This window comes from Zafaria cholistanensis (assembly GCF_008580665.1).
In the GTDB taxonomy this organism is placed as follows: domain Bacteria; phylum Actinomycetota; class Actinomycetes; order Actinomycetales; family Micrococcaceae; genus Zafaria; species Zafaria cholistanensis.
The window spans coordinates 40,899-62,880 of the sequence record NZ_BKDJ01000014.1 but is presented as its reverse complement, the minus strand read 5'-3'; the positions used below and the strand labels follow the sequence as shown (position 1 = coordinate 62,880).

At 67.5% G+C, this 21,982-nt stretch carries 19 protein-coding genes and 1 riboswitch; of the genes, 10 read left to right on the top strand and 9 right to left on the bottom strand.

Annotated elements, in window-relative coordinates:
* Positions 1 to 828: 828 nt before the first annotated feature.
* The 5 genes from NCCP_RS12240 to NCCP_RS12220 all read right to left on the bottom strand — a co-directional run bounded on the left by NCCP_RS12240 (position 829) and on the right by NCCP_RS12220 (position 5,116).
* Positions 829 to 1,506: a haloacid dehalogenase type II gene (locus NCCP_RS12240; protein ID WP_225873821.1), complete on the bottom strand. Its 678-nt coding sequence runs from the start codon at positions 1,504 to 1,506 to the stop codon at positions 829 to 831.
* Between the two features lie 512 nt (positions 1,507 to 2,018).
* Positions 2,019 to 2,429 (bottom strand): four-helix bundle copper-binding protein, encoded by a 411-nt coding sequence (locus tag NCCP_RS12235; protein ID WP_149957570.1) that lies wholly within the window; start codon positions 2,427 to 2,429, stop codon positions 2,019 to 2,021.
* 294 nt (positions 2,430 to 2,723) lie between these two features.
* Positions 2,724 to 3,533, bottom strand: a complete 810-nt coding sequence (locus NCCP_RS12230) for a hypothetical protein (RefSeq protein ID WP_149957569.1) — start codon at positions 3,531 to 3,533, stop codon at positions 2,724 to 2,726.
* Complete coding sequence (locus NCCP_RS12225) at positions 3,518 to 4,276, bottom strand: hypothetical protein (protein WP_225873820.1); 759 nt, start codon at positions 4,274 to 4,276, stop codon at positions 3,518 to 3,520. Before NCCP_RS12225 ends, NCCP_RS12230 begins: the two co-directional genes overlap by 16 nt.
* Before the next feature lie 12 nt (positions 4,277 to 4,288).
* Entirely contained in the window at positions 4,289 to 5,116 is an 828-nt protein-coding gene (locus NCCP_RS12220; protein ID WP_216364716.1) for an alpha/beta fold hydrolase, read from the bottom strand.
* A gap of 290 nt (positions 5,117 to 5,406) precedes the next feature.
* Between NCCP_RS12220 and NCCP_RS15040 the strand changes: the two genes are divergently transcribed.
* The 4 genes from NCCP_RS15040 (at position 5,407) to NCCP_RS12205 (ending at position 9,456) form a co-directional block, all read left to right on the top strand.
* Positions 5,407 to 5,556, top strand: coding sequence for a hypothetical protein (locus NCCP_RS15040; protein ID WP_172627391.1), 150 nt, complete (start codon positions 5,407 to 5,409; stop codon positions 5,554 to 5,556).
* Between the two features lie 311 nt (positions 5,557 to 5,867).
* Positions 5,868 to 6,281, top strand: coding sequence for an HPP family protein (locus tag NCCP_RS12215; RefSeq protein WP_216364715.1), 414 nt, complete (start codon positions 5,868 to 5,870; stop codon positions 6,279 to 6,281).
* A gap of 236 nt (positions 6,282 to 6,517) precedes the next feature.
* The gene (locus NCCP_RS12210; protein WP_149957568.1) at positions 6,518 to 8,977 is read left to right on the top strand and encodes a molybdopterin oxidoreductase family protein; all 2,460 of its coding nucleotides are present in this window, start codon (positions 6,518 to 6,520) and stop codon (positions 8,975 to 8,977) included.
* Entirely contained in the window at positions 8,974 to 9,456 is a 483-nt protein-coding gene (locus NCCP_RS12205; RefSeq protein WP_149957567.1) for a hypothetical protein, read from the top strand. The genes NCCP_RS12210 and NCCP_RS12205 overlap by 4 nt, the downstream gene beginning before the upstream one ends.
* Positions 9,457 to 9,887: 431 nt before the next feature.
* On the opposite strand, the gene NCCP_RS12200 is transcribed toward NCCP_RS12205, so the two are convergent.
* Together NCCP_RS12200 and NCCP_RS15530 are read right to left on the bottom strand one after the other, a co-directional pair.
* Positions 9,888 to 11,078 carry a type II toxin-antitoxin system HipA family toxin gene (locus NCCP_RS12200; RefSeq protein ID WP_149957566.1) on the bottom strand — a complete coding sequence of 397 codons (1,191 nt, stop codon included), beginning with the start codon at positions 11,076 to 11,078 and terminating at the stop codon, positions 9,888 to 9,890.
* A complete protein-coding gene (locus NCCP_RS15530; protein ID WP_308655509.1) occupies positions 11,075 to 11,191 on the bottom strand; it encodes a hypothetical protein in 117 nt (38 codons plus the stop codon). The genes NCCP_RS12200 and NCCP_RS15530 overlap by 4 nt, the downstream gene beginning before the upstream one ends.
* 507 nt (positions 11,192 to 11,698) lie before the next feature.
* On the opposite strand from NCCP_RS15530, the gene NCCP_RS12190 reads away from it, so the two are divergent.
* The gene (locus NCCP_RS12190) at positions 11,699 to 12,193 is read left to right on the top strand and encodes a hypothetical protein (protein ID WP_149957565.1); all 495 of its coding nucleotides are present in this window, start codon (positions 11,699 to 11,701) and stop codon (positions 12,191 to 12,193) included.
* A 366-nt stretch (positions 12,194 to 12,559) separates the two neighbouring features.
* Here NCCP_RS12190 and NCCP_RS12185 read toward each other — a convergent pair whose 3' ends face one another.
* Positions 12,560 to 13,882 (bottom strand): Nramp family divalent metal transporter, encoded by a 1,323-nt coding sequence (locus tag NCCP_RS12185; RefSeq protein ID WP_149957564.1) that lies wholly within the window; start codon positions 13,880 to 13,882, stop codon positions 12,560 to 12,562.
* Positions 13,883 to 14,055: 173 nt separating this feature from the next.
* Entirely contained in the window at positions 14,056 to 14,991 is a 936-nt protein-coding gene (locus tag NCCP_RS12180; RefSeq protein ID WP_172627390.1) for a dihydrodipicolinate synthase family protein, read from the bottom strand.
* Between the two features lie 177 nt (positions 14,992 to 15,168).
* Here NCCP_RS12180 and NCCP_RS12175 point away from each other — a divergent pair, with 177 nt between their 5' ends.
* From NCCP_RS12175 to NCCP_RS12160, 5 genes are all read left to right on the top strand, one after another.
* Entirely contained in the window at positions 15,169 to 16,182 is a 1,014-nt protein-coding gene (locus NCCP_RS12175) for a LacI family DNA-binding transcriptional regulator (RefSeq protein WP_149957563.1), read from the top strand.
* 275 nt (positions 16,183 to 16,457) lie between these two features.
* Entirely contained in the window at positions 16,458 to 16,601 is a 144-nt protein-coding gene (locus tag NCCP_RS15035; RefSeq protein ID WP_172627389.1) for a hypothetical protein, read from the top strand.
* A 719-nt stretch (positions 16,602 to 17,320) separates the two neighbouring features.
* Entirely contained in the window at positions 17,321 to 18,712 is a 1,392-nt protein-coding gene (locus NCCP_RS12170; protein WP_216364714.1) for a M20/M25/M40 family metallo-hydrolase, read from the top strand.
* Positions 18,713 to 18,783: 71 nt separating this feature from the next.
* A riboswitch (TPP riboswitch) is annotated at positions 18,784 to 18,892 on the top strand.
* A 15-nt stretch (positions 18,893 to 18,907) separates the two neighbouring features.
* Positions 18,908 to 20,536, top strand: coding sequence for a phosphomethylpyrimidine synthase ThiC (gene thiC, locus NCCP_RS12165; RefSeq protein ID WP_414727727.1), 1,629 nt, complete (start codon positions 18,908 to 18,910; stop codon positions 20,534 to 20,536).
* A 92-nt stretch (positions 20,537 to 20,628) separates the two neighbouring features.
* Positions 20,629 to 21,945 carry an MFS transporter gene (locus NCCP_RS12160; protein WP_149957561.1) on the top strand — a complete coding sequence of 439 codons (1,317 nt, stop codon included), beginning with the start codon at positions 20,629 to 20,631 and terminating at the stop codon, positions 21,943 to 21,945.
* Positions 21,946 to 21,982 lie beyond the last annotated feature (37 nt).

Genomic DNA, 21,982 nt, shown 5'->3' with positions numbered 1-21,982 from the left:
GGCCGGCCCAGGTTCATAGTTGCTGCCCATAGCCGGGTCGGCACGGCAAAGCCCGCCGGGGTGACCGGCGGACTTTGCGACGGGCACGGCGGGCGGTTCCATAGTTCCTCCTGCGCGTTGGCCGGTCTGCGGGTCCCTGTGGACCGCTCACCTGCCAACCTGCAGGAGCGTCTGCGTCAGGAACGGCATCCCTTCGTCCAACCCGTTTCTTGTGGGTGTCCCGGCCGCCTAGCTACGTTGCTGGACGGCTGCGTTGTCGTTTGGACCGGAGCGTCCTCATCGAGCCTGCCCCAATCACGCGTTTTACCCTACATGGCGTATGTGATGTGCGCCACTGGGTTTTGTCAGAAATTCAAATTTGTGGACATATTGACCGTTCCGGGTCCTTTCTGGCGGTCAGGAGCCTTCGGATCTGGACCCGGAATACCGGTGGCGGATGGTCGGACGGGGCGATTCCTCCGGCAGTCGAAGAACGTCTCTTTGGAGATGCCTGACGGCTCAAGACCACTGATTTCCGGCCTGGACCGGAGGAGAACAGATGCCGAGGTCCTGTCCCGACGAGTTCCGTTACGACGTGGTGGTGGACCGCAGGCACGAGGCCTGCTGTCGCAGATGGTGTCCGGGGGTGGTTGGGGTCAGACCGCCGGTGGAGTACGAGTAGCCAGTTGGGTTGTCGGAAGGGATTGATGACCCTGGAACGTGGCGAGGGCAGCCACCCCCGAGGAGGTCGAGTGGGCGTTGGCGCGCCGCAGCCCTGTCCTCGGGCGTTGCGGGTATGGCCCGGAGCCATGTTTCGTCCCTGGCGCTTCCTCCCGTACTCCTTGTGGTTTAGGGACGGGGAGTCGCCAGCTGCCTTGCCAGCGCCGGCAGGTCCGGAATTTCGATGTCAGGGCTGGTGAAGTAGCCCGGGTAGGCGGCGCCGGAACGGTTCAGCCATGCTGTTCTCAGCCCGGCGGCATGGGCTCCGTGGATGTCCCACGGGTGCACGGCGACCAGGAGCATCCGGGAAGGCGCAACGCCGCACTCGACGGCCGCGTATGCGTAGGCGGACCGGGCAGGTTTCCAGCCCGGCGCGTCCTCGACACTGAGCAACCGGGTGAAATGCCGAAGGAGTCCGCCCGTTTCCAGCAGTGTCTGGGCGACCTGGGCTGAGCCGTTGCTCAGGGTGACCAGCTGCGCCGCCCCGGCCAGCGCCTCCACGCCGGAGGGCACGTCGGGGTGCACGCCGAGGTTGCGCAGGGCTTCCATGATGCGCCCGGTTCCGTCTGCCACGGAGGGGACGCCGTGTTCTGTCAGCAAACGGCTCAGGTTGTCCTGGGCAATCTGCGCGAAAGGCGCGCTGCCGCCTGCGGCCGTAACGGCGAACCCGTCACGCAGGACGGTAGCGAACCACTGGGTGGCCAGATGCCCGGGCGCTCCGGACTCGATGAACGCTCCGGCCAACGGTCCCATGTCGGAAAGCGTTCCGTTGACGTCGAAAACGATCACATCGGGGGAGTCAATCACGGCAAGTCAGCTCCTGTTCTCACGGCTGGTACTGCGGGGGTTCAGATACTGCGGCGGCTACGGGCGGCTCCCTCCATTGCCGCCAGGAGCAGGACCAGGTCCGCATCGACCACCAACCGATCCCGGGCGTTGAGCACTTGCGTTTTCCGGCGCAGCCAGTGCGGTGTTGATTTCGTGCTCATCGTCTTTCAGGCCGGTAAGGATCTCGGCGACGACGTTCTTCACACGGCGGCAGCCAAAGCCCAGGTCCTCCCCGGCGGCGGAAGTGCTCATCATGCCGGCGGCGGTCATCCCGTGTAGGCGGTCGCGACATGCATCGAGGTTTCGTGCAGCGCCTGCCGACACCGGATAATCACGATCTTGGTGGCGGCATAGACGCTGGGGAAGGGAAAACCTGTCAGTGCTCTTTCGCTGGAAACGTTCAGCGCAAAGGATCCCCGGTCCCCGTAGCTGCGTGCAGCGGGCGGGACCTGGAATCCCAAAGGTTTCCGGTCCCGCCAGCATGGAATGGACTAGCCGAGGGAGGACAGCAGGTCAGTGCAGGCCTGCTCACAGCGCCTGCAGGCGTCGGCACAGATGCGGCAGTGTTCATGCATGTCACCGTGGGTGGCGCATTCGTCGCCGCAGGCCTTGCACGCTCTCCGGCAAGCTTCCACGATCGCGCGGGTGAGATCCAAGTTCCGCTCCGTTTGCCGGGACAGGACCGCGCCGGTTGCGGCGCACACGTCGGCGCAGTCGGCGTTCAGGCGGATGCACCTGACCAGGTCGGCGACCATGTCTTCGCCCAGGCAGGCGTCAGCGCAGGCGGTGCAGGTGGCGGCGCACTCGAAACATGCGGCAATGCACGCGGCAAGCTTTTCCTTATCCAGCGCGTCCACACCCCTCGGATGGGTCTCCAGCATCGAGGTCACGTGGTGAGTCATCGGTCTCTCCTTCGTTCTGGGCGGTCTTTTTCCGAAGGGCCCCGGGGCGGGGATCCCCGCAGCCGACCCTACTCCGGTGTCCCGAACAGGTGAAGGTCCGGCCCCTCTCCTCCTACCTCCACAGCGGCACGCGGTCAGATGCAGGAGATAACCTTGGCGAACGGTCCGTTGGACGCGGCAGAACACCCTGAACACCAGCCGCGCACTATGCGCTTTTGGGCAGGTGCCGACCCTGCCTCGACGCTCGAGGTCCAGGCAGCTCGTGTCCCGGACTCACAGCGTTCCCCGGGGAAACTATTCGGAGACTGCGGTGACGAGTGCGAGCAGGAGGGAGTAGAGCACCAGGCCCACGGCAAACCATCCGAAACTGGAGGTGCGGTTGGTGGGGACTTCTTCCTTGAAGACGTTCAGCAGCACCGATCCGCCGAGCAGGGCGGTCAGCAGGGCGACCAACAACGTGCTGGTCGGGGCGAAGGCCACGGACAGCGCCCAGCCGACAATGAGGGAGGCGGCGAGCAGGACCCGCCCGTGACGGCCGAACCGGCGCGGGTAGTGTTCCTGAAGGGACCGGTCGGTGAGCACGAAGTGCAGGCCCATGGCCACCGTGAACAAGAGGGCGAACAGCAGCCCGGTGCGCACGCGCAGGGCCATGGTGTAGGTGATGAGCCCGTTGTAGACCATGAATGAGCCCAAATGCAGCCAATACACCCCGGCAGGACCGGACGCGTCCACCGGCGCATCACCGTTCGGGCGGCCGCCGGCCGGCCGGTCCCGTTCGCCGTGGGCGGCGGCCAGGCGTTCGAGCCCGTAGAACACGGTGAAGCCAGCCAGCGCCACGAAAAAGATGGCCAGCTCCAGCAGCGGCGTCGGTTCCAGGATGTCGGTGAGGGCCTCGCCGATGGCCTCGTTGCCGGCAGCGATTTCCGGTAGCAGGTGCAGGAAGACGTAGGCGACCGCCAGGCCCCCGGCAAAGGAACCCAGATAGTGTTCGGGCACCAGCGGCAGGGAACGGATGCGCGGAGCGGCCAGGTGCAGCCCCGTCAGCACGAGCGCCGGGACGGCGGCAATCCCCACGCTCTGGGCGGCGTTCAGTTCGATCTCCACTGGGCGTCCTCCGAGTCGTCTGGGGCCGGTCTTGGGGGTGGGGCGGGAGTGTGCAGTGCGGTGGTGTGGGGCGGGGGTGGTGGCTTTTCTCGCAGGAAGTAGGCGCCGAGGGAACCGGCGAGGGTGGCGAACACGGCGACCGAGTAGACGGCCAGCACGATCTGCAGGACCTTCGAGAACGCATCCTGGCTGGTGATGCCGCTGCCGGTGATCGTGGCCATGGCCGCCTCGTGCAGGGCGGCCGTGTAGTCGGTGTGGGAGCCCGCGGCGTAGAGCAGTTGGCTGGAGGTCAGGATCACGACGGCCGTTGTGGCGGCCAGCCAGCCGATCCGGTTGGAGAGCAGCCGTCCGGCCGAGCGGGACCCCCGGACCCCGGCGGAGAGGATGCCGCCGAACCGCGCCAGGCGTCCGAGCCGTACCAGGCGCAGGATTTGCAGGGCGCGGAAGAAGCGCAGGAACGGAACGAGCAGGAACACGGCCTGCCACCAGTTCCTTTTCCAAAACGCGGCCTGGAACCGGGCCACGTAGGCGCGCAGGAGGAACTCGGCGACGAACACGACCCAGAACACCCAGCCCGCCACCGTAAAGGCCCGGGTCCATCCGGGGTCGCGGACCAGCAGCTGGCCCAGGACCACCAGCAGGAAGAGGACCCCGAGCAGGCCCATGGGCCGGTCCAAGCGGGCGGCGAGGCTTTCCGCGTGCTGCAGCCGGCTCCGCGCCCCGCTGTGTCCTGTGCCGCCCACCGGTCCTCCGTTTCAGGACGCGAGGTGTTCGAGCATGGCCGTGGCGACGGCGTCGGGGGAGTCCTCGGTGGGAATGTGCTTGCCGGTGACCTCGACCAGGTCGCTGCCGGGGATCTCGCGCACGTAACGGTGCGCGTACTCGATCTTCTGGAACTCGTCATCCCGACCCCAGATCAGCCGGGTGGGGAGGGCCGCTGTGCGCAGGGCCGGGACCAGGTCCAGGGTGTAGTGCGCATCGGCGGCCGCGGCCATCGCCATCCATGACCGGCAGCGGGCAGGGCTCCGCCACGGCGAGGTGTAGTCGGCGATCTCCTCATCGCTCAGTTCGCGGTCCACGGTCAGTTGCATGGTCTTCATCCGTGCTTGGAGCAGTTCCTCGGGCGAGGTGATGGCACGCAGCTGCGGGTCGCGGAACCGGGCGACCGCGGGAACCGGCCACGAATCGAACATGACCGAGTTCATGAGGATGAGTTTGTCGACCCGTCCGCTGTGGGCGGCGATATGCTGCGCGATGCCGCCACCAATGTCGTGCCCGGCCAGGTCGAACGTCTCCCATCCCAGAAGGTCGGCCGCCTCCAGGACGACCGCCGCCAGTGCCGGGACGGTCGCGGTCCCGGCGTCGAGTTCGCCCTCGCTGCGCCCGAATCCGGGCAAATCCAGGGCCACGCACGCCCGTGCCGTCGCGAGCTGGGGCAGGACGGGCTGCCACACCCTGCTCCAAAAGGTCCCGTGCAACAGCAGCAGTGGTGGCGCGGAAGGGTCCCCTGCGGCCAGGTAGGACAGGTCGGTGCCGGCGACCCTGACCTGCTCGCGGCGAATCATCGAATCCTCGATCTCCATCGGTCCTCCTCGGAATCGGATACAACCTGCACGGGGCCGCCCCCGCCGGCCCATACTCCAGGGACCCTAAGGGGGTGCGGCTTGTGCACCACTCTAGGCCTCTGCGGTGCCGTCCATTCGGTTGTGGGTGCCCGAAGGGATCGGTTGCGAAGCCTGAGCCGGGAAAGCGGGGCCCGCAGGCTCGGGTGGCTCAGTGCCGTCAGTGCCGTCAGCGCCATCGTGGTTCTGGTCTCGAGCCAGTTCCTGTATGCCGCCGGGAGCATGCCTCCTATGCCCAGTCCCTGTCGTCCATGGCGGCTGTCATCGGCAATGGAATCACCGGTGCCGGCACTTTCTCACGCATCGTCCAGGTCCTGCTGGCCATCTATTCCGTCGCCGTTTTCGCGGCCCTCGCCGGCACGGTCGGTGCATTCTTCCTCAGGAAAACGGACGAGTCCTGATGCTCCCGCCGGCCAACCATCCGGTCCCGGTCCCTGCCTCCGGGCCACCTTGCCAGGGGCGGTTTGGAAGGCTGAACCCTTGCAGATCGCGTTTGGCTTGGGTTCTGTTGTCCGGTGGCGCTCGGGACCTGCTTGCAAGCGCGAGGCTATGCCATGTCATTGCGGACGGAGGGCGGAGGGATGGTGCGAGAACCGTTGTGGCAGCGGCTGGCTGCGGCTGGGGGAAGCTTGGGATCTGGCATGTATGCGGCCGTGCTGTGTTTGGCCGTGCTGGCTGCCAGCGGGGCGGTGGGGCTGCTGACCCACCTGCCGTGGCTTTTCCCAGCCTGGGTCCCACGGTGATGCTGTTTTTTGAGTCTCCGGCTCAGCAGGCCTCGCGGCCTGCCAACGCACTCGTCGGCCATGCGGTGGCGCTGATGGCCGGGGCGCTGTGCCTGTATGTCTTCGGTCTGCAGAACGTACCGGCGGCTCCCGTCGGCGGCTTGGCCCCGGCGCACCTTGCGGCCGGGGCCCTGTCCGTGGCATTGACTACGTTCGTGTTGACTTGGATCAGGATGCCCCATCCACCTGCGGGCGCAACGACCCTCATCGTGAGTCTGGGCATCCTGAGCACGCCTGTGCAGATGGCTTCGATGGCGGGGGCGGTCGTTTTGGTCACCCTGCTCGGATGGACACTGAACATCCTCCTTGGCACTAAACCGGCCCCATCCGGGCATGACAAGTGATGTCCCCGGCAGCACCGGGTCCGGTGCTGCCGGGGAGGTGCGCGGGGACGGCTTCGGTGCACGATCACCGGTGCCGCACGCGATAGCGGCGCGCATTCGATGCCGGTATGGCTTCGTCCTGGCACCGGTTCCGCGGGGACGGGTTGTCCGCTCCCGGCGGTCTCCGTAATGTCGGTGTGGACCGGTCGCGGAGCCGCTCGGCTGCCGCCGATGCCACTTGTGGGAGGGAGCCGAGGATGAAGCGCACGGACCGAATCGCTCAACCGTGGGGAACACGCACCCCCTACCCGGCGGGCGGGCAGTGGCCCGTGCGGGTGGACACGCACCTTGAGGACGGCTTGGATCCTGGGGAGGTGGACCGGTGGGTGCAGACGGCCTCGATCCTGCACTCCAACGGGGACGCGCTGGACATCGCGGTCAAGGACGGACGGATCGCCGGGGTGCGTGGCCGCGCCGTCGACCGGGTCAACCGCGGGCGCCTGGGCCCGAAGGACCTGTACGGGTGGCAGGCCAATTCCTCCCCGGACCGGCTGACCGTACCGCTGATCCGCGAGGGCGGGAAACTGGTGGAGACGGACTGGGACACTGCCATGGACCGGGTGGCCGGCAGGACCCGGGAACTGCTGGCCGAGCAGGGCGCCAGCGCCATCGGCTTCTACACCACCGGCCAACTCTTCGCCGAGGAGTACTACACGCTCGGCATCCTCGCCCACGGTGGGTTGGGGACCAACCACGTCGACGGGAACACACGGCTCTGCACGGCGACCGCGGCTGCGGCCCTGAAGGAATCCTTTGCCTGCGACGGCCAGCCCGGGTCCTACACGGACGTCGACCACGCGGACGTGATCGCCCTCTACGGGCACAACATGGCCGAAACCCAGACCGTCCTCTGGGCGCGGATCCTGGACCGGCTGGCGGGTCCGAATCCGCCGGCAATTATCTGCGTTGATCCCCGCGCCACCCCGGTGGCCAGGGCCGCGACGGTGCACCTGGCACCGCGCCCGGGCACGAACGTGGCCCTGATGAACGGGCTGCTCCACGAGATCATCGCCAACGACTGGGTCGATCACGGCTACATCGAGGCCCACACCGTGGGGTTCGAGGACCTGGTGCAGCAGGTCAAGGACTACCCGCCGGAGACCGTGGCCACGATCTGCGACGTGCCCGCGGACCGGATCCGGGAGGCCGCGCGCCTCATTGGCGGCGCCGAACGCCTGCTCTCCACCGTCCTGCAGGGCTTCTACCAGTCCAACCAGGCCACCGCGGCCGCGGTGCAGGTCAACAACATCAACATCGTGCGCGGCATGCTCGGCAAGCCCGGGTGCGGGATCCTGCAGATGAACGGCCAGCCCACCGCGCAGAACACCCGGGAGGCCGGAGGGGACGGGGACCTGCCGGCCTTCCGCAACTGGTCCAACGACGCGCACGTGCAGGACCTGGCCCGGGTCTGGAACGTGGACCCGATGTCCATCCCGCACATGTCCCCGCCCACCCACGTGATGCAGATGATGCGCTACGCCGAGGAAGGATCGATCCGGATGCTCTGGGTCAACGGCACCAACCCGGCCGTGTCCCTGCCCGAGCTGGGACGGGTCCGCTCGATCCTGTCCCAGGAACGTTTGTTCCTGGTGGTGCAGGACATCTTCCTGTCCGAGACCGCGCAGCTGGCCGACGTCGTTCTCCCGGCGGCGACCTGGGGCGAAAAGACCGGAACGTTCACCAACGTGGACCGGACCGTGCACCTGTCCGAAAAGGCCGTCGAGCCGCCCGGGCAGGCCAGGGCAGACCTGGACATCTTCCTGGACTACGCCCGCCGGATGGACCTGAAAGACAAGGACGGGCAACCGCTGGTGAAGTGGCACGACGCCGAGTCCGCGTTCGAAGCGTGGAAGGAATGCACCCGCGGGCGGCCGTGCGACTACACCGGCCTCAGCTACGCCAAGCTGCGCGGCGGGTCCGGCATCCAGTGGCCCTGCAACGAGGACAACCCCGACGGCACCGAACGGCTCTACGTGGACGGGAAGTTCTGGAGCGCGCCGGACTATTGCGAAAGCTACGGTCGGGACCTGGTCACGGGGGCCCCGATGCAAGCGCCGGAGTACAAGGCCCTGAACCCGGAAGGCCGGGCCATCATCAGGGCCGCCGAATACGTGCCCCCGCACGAGCTGCCCAGCGAGGACTTCCCGTTCCAACTCACCACCGGGCGCACCCTCTACCAGTTCCACACGCGCACCAAGACGGGCCGGGCACTGCAGCTGCAGGCCGCCGCCCCGGAGGTGTGGGTCGAAATGTCCGCCGCCGACGCCGGCACCTACGCCCTGGCCGAAGGAGACCTCGCCGAGGTCACCACCCCGCGCGGCAAGGTGCGGGCGCAGGTGCGCGTCAGCGGCATCCGCGACGGCGTGCTCTTCCTGCCCTTCCACTACGGCTACTGGGACACCCCGGCCGGCCACGAGCCCGACGGCGCCGGCCGGGCCGCCAACGAGCTGACCATCACCGATTGGGATGCCGCTTCCAAGCAGCCCCTCTTCAAGACCGCCGCGGCTCGGATCCGGAAAGTCTCCGGAGGCGAGGGCCCCTCGAAGGCCCCGACCAACACCGCTTCCGCTCCGGTCTCTCCGATCGGCTGGAGCACCCACGGAAGTCCCGGCTCGGAGGCCGACGAGGACTTTTCCGTCACTGGAGGTGAGGCATGAAGATCGGACTCGCGCTGGAGGAGCTGCACCGGGCCGAGAACGACCTGGCGCAGGAACTGCTCCAGGTCTCCGAGCGGCACAAGGCCGACCACGAGATTTACCACCTTGGCCGCGACCTGGCCGGCTGGTCCCACCGGCACATTCGCCAGATCGCCGAGATCGGACGGAACTACGGCCTGGACCTGGACCCGGAACCGGAGAGCGAAAGCGCCTGGGCGGAAAGGATCCGCGAAAAGGGGGCGGAACTGCTGGGCCGGCGCTCCCACGCGGCCCTGTTGCTGTTGCGCGACCTGCGCGAGATCTACATGAAAGCCGCCGGCGTCTCCGCCGACTGGGACCTCCTCGGTCAGGCAGCCCAGGGCATCAAGCACACCGACCTGCTCGACGTCGCCCAGCGCTGCCACCCCGACACGCTGCGCCAAATGCACTGGGCCCACGCCAAGCTCAAAGAGGAAGCCACCCAGATCCTCATCAGCTGAGCCCTGCAACCGGAGGGCCGGCGACTGCATGCCTGGTGTCCACGGGCTCGTGGGCCGGTAGTCCGGAAGCTCCGTCCTATGCGGCGGCGATGATCTACCGTGGCCGCTGTATGGCGGGCCGGCGCCGCAAACGGACATCGGATAGCCGCGGCGCCGTTCGGATGGGTCCCGGTGTCCACCTGTGTGCGGGAAAAGCAGCGGAGCGGGTGGGCTTTTGCCGTGCACCTGCGGGCACGGGGCAAGGTATCGAAACCATCTGAGAGGGCACCAAACGCGTCGTGTTCGGTGCCCTCCTTTTGGTGTTCCTCGGAGTCAGCCGAGGACGCTTCCCAGGGATTGGTTGCGAGAAAGGGCTTGGAGTGGAATTCTCCCGGGGCCTGGGCCTGTGGGCGTCGCATTTGGGGCTTCCGGATGCACGGGAAGCGTCCGGGTCAGGGCTCAAGTTGGGTGCGGCGGAAGCGCAGTTCGCGTTCGGTCCCGCTCAGAGGGGAGCCGGTGAGTGGCAACGCCGTGAGGTCTATGAAGGCGGCGGCTTTCAGGGCCAGTATGTTGGCGGCCAGTGCGGCGCGTTGGGGCAGTCCAATGCTGTGGGCGAAGGCTGCCCAGTGGCGGGCCCGGAGGTTCTTCAGTTTCCCGTCCACGGGCAGGGCCAGGGTGTCGTCGCCGTAGAGCAGGGTGCAGGGCACGTCGTGCACCGGGGCGATGACCGGTCCTGCGGGGCGGCCGCCGAGGACGGAGACGTTCTTGGCGTGCAGGTCACCGTTGCCGGTCAGCCAGGCGAAGACGAACTGCAGGTACAGGTTGCGTGCGGCAACGGCCGGAGCCTTGCTGGCCGCGGCCAGGGCGTTCACCACGGCTTCGGAGTCCACGGTGTACTTGGCCGCGGGCGGGATGCCCATCACCTGCGCGGCGTCCTCCAGCGGCAGGCGCAGCCATTCGGTACCGTCCCAAAGGCGGTCGAAGCGTTCCACCAGCAGGCCATGCAGCCCGTTGTGGTCGGTGACCAGGGCGGCTTTGGCTACCGGGATCTTCAGTACCTTGGCCGCGAGCAGGTGCGCGGCCTCGTTCTGGACCAGGTGCCGATGCCGGGGCGGATCCAGTTTCAGGATGTACCGGTGCCCACGCAGGGACACCGGTGCGCTAAGCATGGAGGCGCTGGCCTTGTCCTGCACCCCCGGCAGGGCGTGCAGGTCCACCGCCTGGGCCAGGTCGCCGAAGTCCAGGCACGAGGGGTCGGTGGCATCGGCCAGCGGCTCGGGCTCGAGCGGGATCTCGCCGGCGGGTACGACCTGCACGTCCCCGGGCGCGTCGGCACCGACGGCCAGCAGCAGGGAGAGCTTGTCGTCCAGGCTGGTCTTGACCGCGTCCTTAAGCACGCTCAGACGGTGACCTTCGGGCAGGAGACCGGCAAAGAACGGCGGCAGGGCCCCGGCCGGGGACACGACGGGCTCCGGGGACACCGGCAGGGTGCTGGCCACCCGCTGGCCGCCGCCGGCCAAATAGGTCCCGCCGTAGGTGAAGGCCGTCCCGCCCCCGACGCGTTCGATGCGGCCGGCCAGCCGGCCGGCCTTGTACACGTCGGCCGCGGCCACGAACCGCAGCCGCTGCAGGTCGGGGCTCATTCGGCCACCAGGTGCAGGCCGAGCACGTTGGCCGCCGCGGCCACGGCCGCCAGGGCGGGGTTGCCGGTTCCGGTCTCGATGGCCCGGACTGTCCGCTCGAAAATTCCGGCCAGGTCGGCCAGGTCCTACTGGGTCAGTCCCTCCTCCTTCCGGGCGGCCCGAATACGCCCTCCCAGCTCCTCGACATCGCCCACACCGCACCCCGTCCCGGCAAGATCTTGCCGCTTCAGTCTCTAACCGCATCCATCCTGCCCGTAAAGGGGGACGGCAATATACTGCCAATTTCCTCTCGCGCCATCTTCAAGCGGATCGCTACATCCTTCACCGGCAGGATGCTGCCGGTTGGAAGCATGGTTTAGGGCGCCGAAAGCTTGGACTTCGGGCCATGCTGGTACACAAGGCTGAACGCGATTCACACTCTATGGAGAGTGTCTCGACAAGGGCGTCTTGCATCCCTCCCGTTGCGAGACAAGCGCGGGTCCAGCGATTCGGTCCTGCATATGTCAGAGGAGTCTCATGTCTGGAGTTATGAGCATTCGCGTTGCATGTCTGCAGTAAGACGCGAGTGAAAGCATGCGGATGCTCGATCGTGACTAAGCACGTTCCGCTAGGGTTCGACCGTGGAAGAACAGAGCAGCGCGCAAGAGCGACGCGCCACCTTCTGGATAACGTTCTTGGGCCCTGTGGCCTTTGGCCTGATGGCGGGCGCCGTCAAACTCGTCTTTCCCTGGCTGTCCTCAGACGGTGCCTCGAGTCCGCCGGCTGAGCGCTTCTGGATTCCGGCGTTAGGGGGATTAAGCGCGGCCGTGTTGTTACAGGTCGGTCGATGGTGGCTCTATGGCAGGGCGCAGAATCGGCAGGGTGAGGCGGTCAAGACCCTCTGCACCGTGGCGCTGCTGGTCTCAGGGTTTGCAGCCTGTCTGGCGATACTGCTTAACCCGTGGGCCTTGTTGATGTTTCCGCCGCTGATGCTTTTCATCGCGTTCCTGCTGTGGTGGCCGCGCAAGAAGTCCGTCACGCCACGAGACCGGAACCTCGGTATCTACTGCATCTGCATCCTGAGTTTCGTCGTCTCGGCAGCCTCGATTTCGATGACCTTGATGCCCGGAAATTGAATCGAACAGATCAGTGTCACTCCTTGAGCGCCGTACCTTCAGGAGGATCGGAGAGGTGGCCGATTTCCTGGCACAACAACACCGGGTTAAGTGGGTGTTGCGACCACCCTCTGAAACTGCCCTCCCGTTACAAGACATGCTCTGCAGTGGTTGCGGCGCTCCTGCGAAGGCCATTTTGCGGGCCGTAACCGCGTAAATCCCGGTATCCAGACAGGCGGCGTTTCCAGTGTTTGGTTCCTGGCCGGGGGAGTGGTGTGTTGAAGGGGCTTCTTTGCCGGGATGCGTGTCGGGGTACGTCAAGGAGGTGGCGTCCGCACGACGGGTGCGGGCGCCACCTCCTGTGGGTGGTGTGGGGTTCGTTCCTGTCTAGCTGAGGAGGGAGGTGATGAGCCGGACAGAGGTGGCGAGGATGGCGATGAGGCCAATGGTTCCGAGGAGGTTGTGCCACCACTTGTTGCGGAGGTCTCCCATGAGGGAGCGGCGGTTGCTCATGATCAGGAGCAGGATGCCCAGGACCGGGGCGACCAGCACGGTGAGGGATTGGGCGATGATGATCAGCCCCACCGGGGAGGATTGAAAGAGCAGGGTGATGGTGACGCCGAAGGCGAGGATGGCGGCCATGACGGTCTTGGCGACGGGGGATCCGGAGCGTGCTCCCTTGCCGAGGGCGTCGGAGAGCATGGTTCCCCCGGCGGTGGCGTTGGCAATCATGGAGGAGAACGCGGCGCCGGAGAGGCCCAGGGCGAAGAGGAACGACCCGACGGGCCCGGCAAGAGGCTCGAAGATCGCCGCGAGGCCGGTGATGGTGGCGGCTTCCCCGCCGGTGCGTCCCAAAACGGCGGCGGCGACGACGATCACCAGGGCGGTCATGATGCCGGGGGCGACGATGCCGGGAACGGTGTCGACGAGGGTGACGTCGCGGTATTCGGCGCGGGTGCGGCGGCGTTCCTTGGTGCCGTAGGCGTTGTAGAAGGCGGCGTTGATGGAGAAGTTGGTGCCGACCAGGGCCACGATGAGGATTTCGCTGCCGGCGGGGATCTGCGGTGCGAGGCCTTCGACGGACTGGACCCAGTCGGGGCGGGAGACGAAGGCGCTGGAGACGAAGCCGACGGCCATGAGCGCGACGATGGCAACGAGGACCTTTTCGATGATGGCGTAGACGTTTTTGAAGAGCAGGATGAAGCCCACCGCAACGGTGCACAGGATGGTCCAGAGCACGGGGGAGCCGCCGAAGATCATGGACAGGCCGAGCCCGGAACCGACGGCGTTGCCGACGGAGAACATGAGGGTGATGAGGAAGACGCCGATGCCCGCGAGGTAGCCGGTGGGCCGTCCGAGATGTTCCTTGATGGAGGTGATCAGGGAAACGGGGGTGGCGATGCCCAGGCGCACGGCCATGTCGGCGAAGCAGATCATGAGGATCGTGGAGACCGCGATGACCCAGATGAGGGTGTAGGAGTAGGCGGACCCGGCCTGGACGGCGGAGGCGAGGTTGCCGGGGCCGAACTGCCAGGCGCCGACGACGAACGCGGGGCCGATGAGCGCGAGCCGGGACCAGAAGGACCGGCGTACGGTGGTCGTATCCATACGGCCCATGGGGCGCTCTCCTTCCCGGGGGGCCGCTTCGCTGGTGAGGAGCGCGCCGGTGTGCGGGGGCGGGCTGGACGGTGACTTCTTGCTCTCGCTCATGGCGAGACCTCCTTCAAGGCGGCGGCTCCGTTGCCGCGGGGTCGTCGATGACCGGGGGTGAAGAATGCAGGTCGTGTGCTTGGGTTCCATGGTCGGCCCGCGGGGCCGGTGGGTGCCACAGAGGGTGGCGGGTTCCGTGTGGGCCCCCGCCACCCTCTGTGTCAGTGGTGCGCTCAGGCGTTGACGGTGACCTTGCCGATGTTTGCGGCGGCGAAGGCTTCCGCAATCTCGGTATCGGCGCCCTCGGGCAGGGGCAGGAGCGGGGTGCGCACTGTGGCGTGGTCCAGAATGCCGCGGTTCACAAGGCCCCACTTCAAGGCGACGGTGCCCTCCATGTGGGACCCGCGGTGGTAAACGTTCTTGGTCACCGGGAGCAGCCGCTCATGAATGGCGTGGGCACGCGGGTAGTCCTGGGCCTTGCCGGCTTCGATCAGTTCGACGAGCAGTTCGGGGGCGATGTTGCCGTAGCCGACCAGCAGACCGTCGACGTCGAACATCGTCGGCAGGAGGTACTCGTCATGGCAGGACAGCACCTGCAGTTCGGGGTGCGCAGCGCGCAGCGCGGGGATCTCGGTGTACCACCGGCGCATGTTCCGGACCCCGTTCTTCGTGGCGAAGACGCCTTCCTGGCCCGCAATCTCCAGCTGGGTTTCCAGGTCGTACGTTGCCTTGGTGTTGTCGGGGTACTGGAACAGGATCAGCGGCAGACCGGACTCTTCGTAGATCTCCCGGTAGCGCGACTGGGGCGCGCCCTTCTGGTAACCGAAGCGCAGCCACCCGTGCGAGGGGTAGACGAGACCGGCTGACGCGCCGGCTTCGACGGCCTTCCTGGCCTCGAGCGCCGCGGTCTTGTTGCCCTCCTTCGTAATGCCGGCCACGACCGGCACGCGGCCGTCAGTGGATGCCACGAACGCGCGGATGACGTCCAGCTGCTCCTCTTCGGTAAGGAACGTGCCCTCGCCGGCGTGCCCCAGGACGACGAGGCTCTTCACGCCGTCAATCGATCCGAGCCACGAACCCAGACGCTGGATCGCGTCGAAGTCGACAGCGCCGTCTTCGGTGAATGGGGTGACAGGTGCGGGGCTGAGGCCTCGGAGGTCGAGTGTCATGATCCTTCTTCTTCCTTGTTCGGGGTCTTTCAAACGTTCTGCAAACGTTCTCGGGAACGTTTTCAATTCTGCGTGAGCTGCAGCACACTGTCAATAGGCAATTGTGGCGTGGGCCACGCGGCGCCCGTTCGGGCCCCGCCTAGACTGGTCATGAGACACCGGAAAGACAGGGGAACCATGGAGACGACAGAGGCGCGGCGCACGGTGACGCTGCGCGACGTGGCCGAGGCGAGCGGAGTCAGCATCTCCACGGTCAGCCGTGTCCTGGATCCGCGCAGCACGCCCACGAAGTCCGCGACTGCCGCCCGGGTCAAGCGGACCGCAGAGGAACTGGGCTACCGCCGCAACCTCTCCGCTGCAGGACTGCGCAAGGGGTCCACCGGCACCATCGGGGTCCTGGTGCCCCGGCTGAGCGACACGGTCATGGCCTTGATGTTCGAAGCCCTGGAGCGCGCGGCCCGCGCCCGCGGACATTTCGCGGTGGTCGCCACCGGCGGCGATGACCCGAACGATGAGCGCAAGGCCGCCGAGACTCTGCTGGACCGCAACGTGGACGGCCTGATCCTCGCCTCCGCCCGCCTCGACGACACCCTCCCGGCCTCGCTGCGCGAGCGGGATGTGCCCCACGCGCTCGTACTGCGCACCGACGGAACCAGCCCCTCGGCTCTCGGCGACGATGAAACCGGCGGCTACCTCGCTGTCCGACACCTCATCGACCTCGGGCACCGCGACATCGCCGTAGTCACCGGCCCCGATTTCGCGTCCACCGCCCGGGACCGGCTGGCCGGTGCCCGCCGCGCTCTGGCCGAAGCCGGCCTCGAACTGCCCGCCCACCGCGTCATCGGGCGCGGATACCGGATCGAACACGGCGCCGAAGCCGGCAATGAGCTCCTCGGGACCGCCGACCGGCCCACCGCCGTCTTCGCCGCCAACGACAACCTCGCCCTCGGTATCATCGCCGCAGCCCAGAGGGCCAGACTGGCCATCGGTCCGGACCTGGCCCTGGTCGGCTACAACGACATCCCCCTCGCCTCGCTGCTGCCCGTGCCGCTGACCTCGGTGCGGGTCCCCTTCGACCAAGTCGCCGACTCGGCCCTGCGAATGCTGCTGGAACCCGAAAACAGCGAACGCCTCACCCGCGCTCTGCCCACCCTCATCCCCCGGGCCTCAAGCGGCGCCCCCCGCAGGTAGCCCGCCCGAACACACCTCTTTGGCCCGGCCGCAGAAACGCCGCCGCTCACCCTCCCCAATTCACAACGGCCGGCACGCCAGTACCTGGCACAGGCGCATTGTCTTGACATATGTGCCTCGCCATCCTTGGAATGCGGGACCGCCGTGGGCCCGTTCGGATTCGGCCGACCTGCCTTGAGAGCCATGGTGGCGCTTCGGAATCAGGCGCTCCAGAATCAGATCTGTGCAGTCGTGTCTGGAGGTCCTGAACGCTGAGCCCTGCCTATAGTCGGTTTATGGATGCAGATAAGGCTGGCGAGCTGGAGGGGCAGACCTCGATCAATGATCTGCTCGATGATCCCGTTGGCATTATCCCTATCCAGATGGCGTTGCCGATCCATGTAAAGGTCGGGCCGGGGCATTTCCGGCGTCTGTCCTAGAGGCCGTGCGTGGGGGCCCTTTCTCCTGTGTGCCGGGGTCCTGGGCAGCGCGGGGCATGCGTCGGGCACGGACCGGCCAAGGACCGGTACCCAACTACCGCCCGGGCGGACCTGCGGGTCAAAGGTCCCGGTCCGGCGTCCCGGTTCCACCAACCGTTCCGGGAGGTCCTTTCCGCGGGGATGCGCTGGAGGCGTTCCAGACGATGCCCCCCAAAAATGAGGCGGGATGCAGGGCCTGCTGCCTGGCAGGGCAGGGCAGGGAACACGGAGCCGTCCGTCTTCGGCGTCTTGTGCGGACCCGGACTGCGCCCGGGGATGTCCCCGCGACCCGGACCCGGGCGTGAACGGGGCGTGGCAGCGCATCGTGGGGTCAGGCATGAACCGAAACCCATCCCGGCGGCTCCATGCCTCCGAGACGCACCGCGCCTGCCTGGGGAGTCGGGCCGGACGCCTCTTGGGGGAAGAAACAACCGCCGTTCTTCCGTGGCCGGGGCCGCCGGGCGGGCCGGTTCCTTTTCGTGGCCGCCCAGCCATGGCGGCCGCGGCGCCCGCGGCCTACCTTTGGCGGTAGGACTTGACGCGGATCCCGCATCCATCGCGAAGAGGACCACCTTGGGCGGTACCTGTTGGCGGGGGAGCGTGCTTTTGGGCGAGGGGGCGCTTCGACGCCTCCGGCCGCAGGAGTCCCGGATGAACGCCCGGCCAGGCAGGAGAACTAAATGATGCAGGGAGACGACGCCGTCCGGGCCTACCTGGACAGCCATACCGCCGACATCCTTGCCCGGCTCGCCGAGTGGGTGCGTATACCTTCGGTAGCCGAGGTCCCCGAGCATAAGCACCACTTGCTGCGGTCAGCCAACTGGCTCGCCGGCGAACTGCGCAACTTCGGCTTCCCGAGCACCGAAATCTGGGACGGGACGGAGGCCCCGGCCGTGTATGCGGAATGGTGCGCCGCCCCCGGAGCCCCGACGGTCCTGGTCTACAGCCACCATGACGTGCGCGCGGTCAAGGAGGGGAACTGGGACCAAACGGCTCCGTTCGATCCAGTGGGGCGCGACGGACGGTTCTACGGCAGGGGAAGCTCCGACGCGAAGGGGCAGGTCCTGGCCCACCTCTGGGGACTCCGGGCCCACCTGCACGCTTCAGGACGGGCGGCGCCGGCAGTGAACATCAAGGTCCTTATCGAAGGCGAGGAAGAAGCCGGTTCCCCCGGGCTGGCAGCGCTGCTGGAGGAGAACCGGTCGCGGCTGGACGCGGATGCGGTGATCTTCTCCGACACGCTGCTGTGGCGTGCCGACCATCCCGCCGTCTGCACCAGTGTCCGCGGGATGTTGGGGGCGCGCATCGAGGTGTACGGGCCGCTGACTGACATCCACAGCGGTGCCGTATCGGGGACCGCCCCCAACCCCGTGTTCGAATTGGCGAGATTGTTGGCGGGACTCCACGACGACGCCGGCAGGATCGCGCTCCCCGGGTTCTACGACGACGTCGAGCCGGTTTCCGAGCGCCGGCGGGCCGAACTCGCGGCGCTCCCTTTCGACAGGGAAGACTGGTTGAAGCGCTCCCACACGCGCAGCATCGGGGGCGAGGAAGGCTACAGCGTCTTCGAACGCCTGTGGGAGCGTCCCGCCGTCGAGGTCATCGCGCTGGCGGCGGGGGACCCGGTAGGTGTTGCCCGGGCCGCCGTCCCCTCCATGGCGTCGGCCGACCTCAGCATCCGCACCGCCGCCGGCCAAAAGGTGGAGACTGTTGCCGCACAGCTGCGTCGCTGGGTCGAGGGGAACATCGGGGAAGGCTACAGCCACAGCCTGTCGGTATCCAGCGAGACCGCCCAAGAGTTCTACCGCACCCCGGAGACGCCCTTCCTCGACGCTCTGGCGCGGTCCATGGCCAGGGGGTTCGGGGTGGCGGAGGCCGGCCGGATGGGCAACGCGGGCGGCGGGCCCGCGGACCTGCTGTCCAAGGCCCTGGGCGTTCCGGTGGTTTTCTTCGGGACAGGGCTGGTTGAGGACAACTGGCATGACAGCGACGAAAGCCTGTCCATCGACATGTTGCTTTCCGGCTGCGCGACGTTGGCCTTTCTCTGGGAGGAACTCGGGAAGCAGCCCTGACGCACCCAACGTCAGACCGCAGACAGGGTTGGAAGGCGGCAGATGACGTGTGCTACGCTCCAGCGCTGTAACCACATACCCACGGGAGCTCGCACCAGCGAGCTGAGAGGACGGCTAGGGCCGTCGACCGTTGAACCTGACCGGGTAATGCCGGCGTAGGAAGAGATGCAAATGCGCACAAGCGACGCTACACCCATGTCCGCTGTCACCACTGGCCCTATCCAGGACAGCACCAAACGCTACGAGGATGTGCCCGGTTTTCCTGGCATGAGCTACCCCGTGCGGCGCGTTAATCTCAGCAACGGAGAGCACTTCGACCTCTATGACACCTCGGGCCCGTACACGGATCCGCAGGCCGCCATCGATGTCAGGGCTGGATTGGCGAAGACGCGCGACAGGTGGGAACACCCCGCGCCGATCGACGGCGCCGCGACCCAGCTGGTTTGGGCACGTGCCGGGATCATCACCCCCGAAATGGCGTACGCCGCCGCCCGCGAGGGAGTCTCTCCGGAACTGGTCCGCGACGAGGTCGCCCGGGGGCGGGCCGTCATCCCGGCCAACCACCGGCACCCCGAATCCGAGCCGATGGTCATCGGCAAGGCCTTTGCGGTAAAGATCAACGCGAACATCGGCAACTCGGCCGTGACCTCCTCCATCGAAGAGGAGGTGGAAAAGATGGTGTGGGCCGCCCGGTGGGGCGCCGACACCCTGATGGACCTTTCCACCGGCAGGAACATTCACGAAACCCGTGAATGGATCCTTCGCAATTCGCCGATCCCGGTCGGCACCGTCCCGATCTACCAGGCCCTCGAGAAGGTCAAGGGGGACCCGGCCAAGCTCACCTGGGAGGTCTTCCGCGATACCGTGATCGAGCAGGCGGAGCAGGGCGTGGACTACATGACGGTGCATGCCGGCGTGCTGCTGCGCTACGTGCCGCTGACCGCCCGGCGCGTCACCGGCATCGTTTCCCGCGGCGGATCGATCATGGCCGCCTGGTGCCTGGCCCACCACCAGGAAAGTTTCCTCTACACCCACTTCGTGGAGCTGTGCCAGATCTTCCGCAAGTACGACATCACCTTCTCGCTTGGAGACGGGCTGCGGCCGGGCTCGATCGCCGACGCCAATGACGAGGCCCAGTTCGCCGAACTGCGCACCCTGGGCGAACTGACCAAGATCGCCAAGTCCCACGGCGTCCAGGTCATGATCGAGGGCCCCGGGCACGTGCCGATGCACAAGATCGTGGAGAACGTGCGGCTCGAGGAGGAACTGTGCGAGGAAGCCCCCTTCTACACCCTCGGCCCGCTCGCCACGGACATCGCCCCCGCCTACGACCACATCACCTCCGCCATCGGCGCGGCGATGATCGCCCAGGCCGGCACCGCCATGCTCTGCTACGTCACTCCCAAGGAGCACCTGGGCCTGCCCAACCGCGACGACGTCAAGACCGGCGTGATTACCTACAAGATCGCCGCGCATGCCGCGGACCTGGCCAAGCAGCACCCGCGCGCCCAGGAGCGCGACGACGCGCTCTCCCGCGCCCGTTTCGAATTCCGGTGGCGAGACCAGTTCGCCCTCTCCCTGGACCCGGACACCGCCCGCGAGTACCACGACGAAACCCTGCCCGCGGAGCCGGCCAAGACCGCGCACTTCTGCTCGATGTGCGGGCCGAAGTTCTGCTCCATGCGGATCTCCGCCGACGTGCGCACCTACGCCCAGGAGAACGGGCTGGACAGCCTGGAGGCCATCGAGGCCGGGATGGCGGACAAATCCGCGGAGTTCGCCCGCATAGGCAGCTCCGTCTACCTGCCGATCCGCGCCGTCTGACCCGCCACTCCCGGACCTGGCCGGGGGCAACGGAAGCGTTTCCGCGTGCTCCCGGCCCCCGGCATGTCCGCACCCGAAGGACATCCACCACCATGGCAACAACCCCCTTTCCCGAAGCCCCCCTGGCGGCCGCTGCCGGCACGCCGGTCCCCGCTCAGGCTGCAGGCCGCAGCCATCCCGCCATCCGCGGGGCTGTCCTGGGCAACTACGTCGACCAGTTCGACATCTTCCTTCCCGTGATCGCCCTCGCCCCTGCCGCCGCCCAGTTGTACGGCACGGGGAACGCCGCGGCCGCGGCCGGGTTCATCTTCATCGCCACCCTGCTCGGGCGCCCGGTCGGCGCCGCGGTCTTCGGGCCGCTGGCCGACAGGAGCGGGCGCACCCGAACCACCCGCATCAGCATCGCCGGCGTGGCGGTGGTGACCCTGCTGATCGGGGCAGTGCCTGCCGGGTTCGGCCACGCCACCCTGCTCGCCATCATCGTGCTGCGCTTCCTCGGCGGCGCGTTCATCGGCGGCGGCTACACCGCCGCCGTGCCGCTGGCCATGGAATGGGCGCCCGGAAGCCGCCGGGGACTGGTCAGCGGGCAGATCATGAGCATGTCCCCGTGGGCCAACGCCTCCATCGCGGCGCTGGTCCTTGTGCTGCTGTCCACCCTGGGCCCGGACGCCTATGCCCACTGGGCCTGGCGCATCCCGTTCCTGCTTGGGGCGGCCATGACCTTCGCCCTGTACCTCTACTACCGCCGCCAGGTCCGGGACTACCCCCTGCCCGAACGGAAACCGGGAACACCGCAGCCCCTGCGCCAGGCCTTCACCGGGCGCGGCGGGCGGGCGCTGGCCCAGCTGTTCGTCCTGATGACCGGCCTGTGGCTGTTCACCAACATGGGCGTGGTTGTGCTGGCCGGACAGCTCAAGGCCACGGCAGGCCTCGACGACAGGGCCGTCTCCCTGACCATGTTCTGCGCCACCGTGGCCTCGGCCCTGGCGATGGTGGCCACCGGGCACCTCTCCACCGGCACCGGACGACGGCGCTTCTTTCTCTGGTTCGGCGCCGCCGCGGCCCTCCTGGCCCCGGCCACCTACCTGGGTGTCTTCTCCGCCGGCCCCCTGGCGGCGGTGATCCTGCTGGTGGGCCTGCTGCAGGTGGTCACCGTTTCGGCCTACGGCCCCATCGGCGCCTACCTGACCGAGCGCTTCCCCGCCGGGGCACGCTCCACCGGGTACGGGTTGGCCTACAGCCTTTCGATCGTGCTGCCGGCCCTGTACCCCTACTACCTGCCGCCGCTGCAGCGGGCCTTCGGCGCGGTCCCGGCCGTCGCCGGACTGCTGGCGCTGGCCGGGCTGTGCGTCCTGGCCGGAGCGCTCGCCGACAGGGCTTCACGGCTCCCGGAGCCGGCCCAACGGTAGTGCAGGAGCTGCTGGAATGGACCGGCCATTCCAGCAG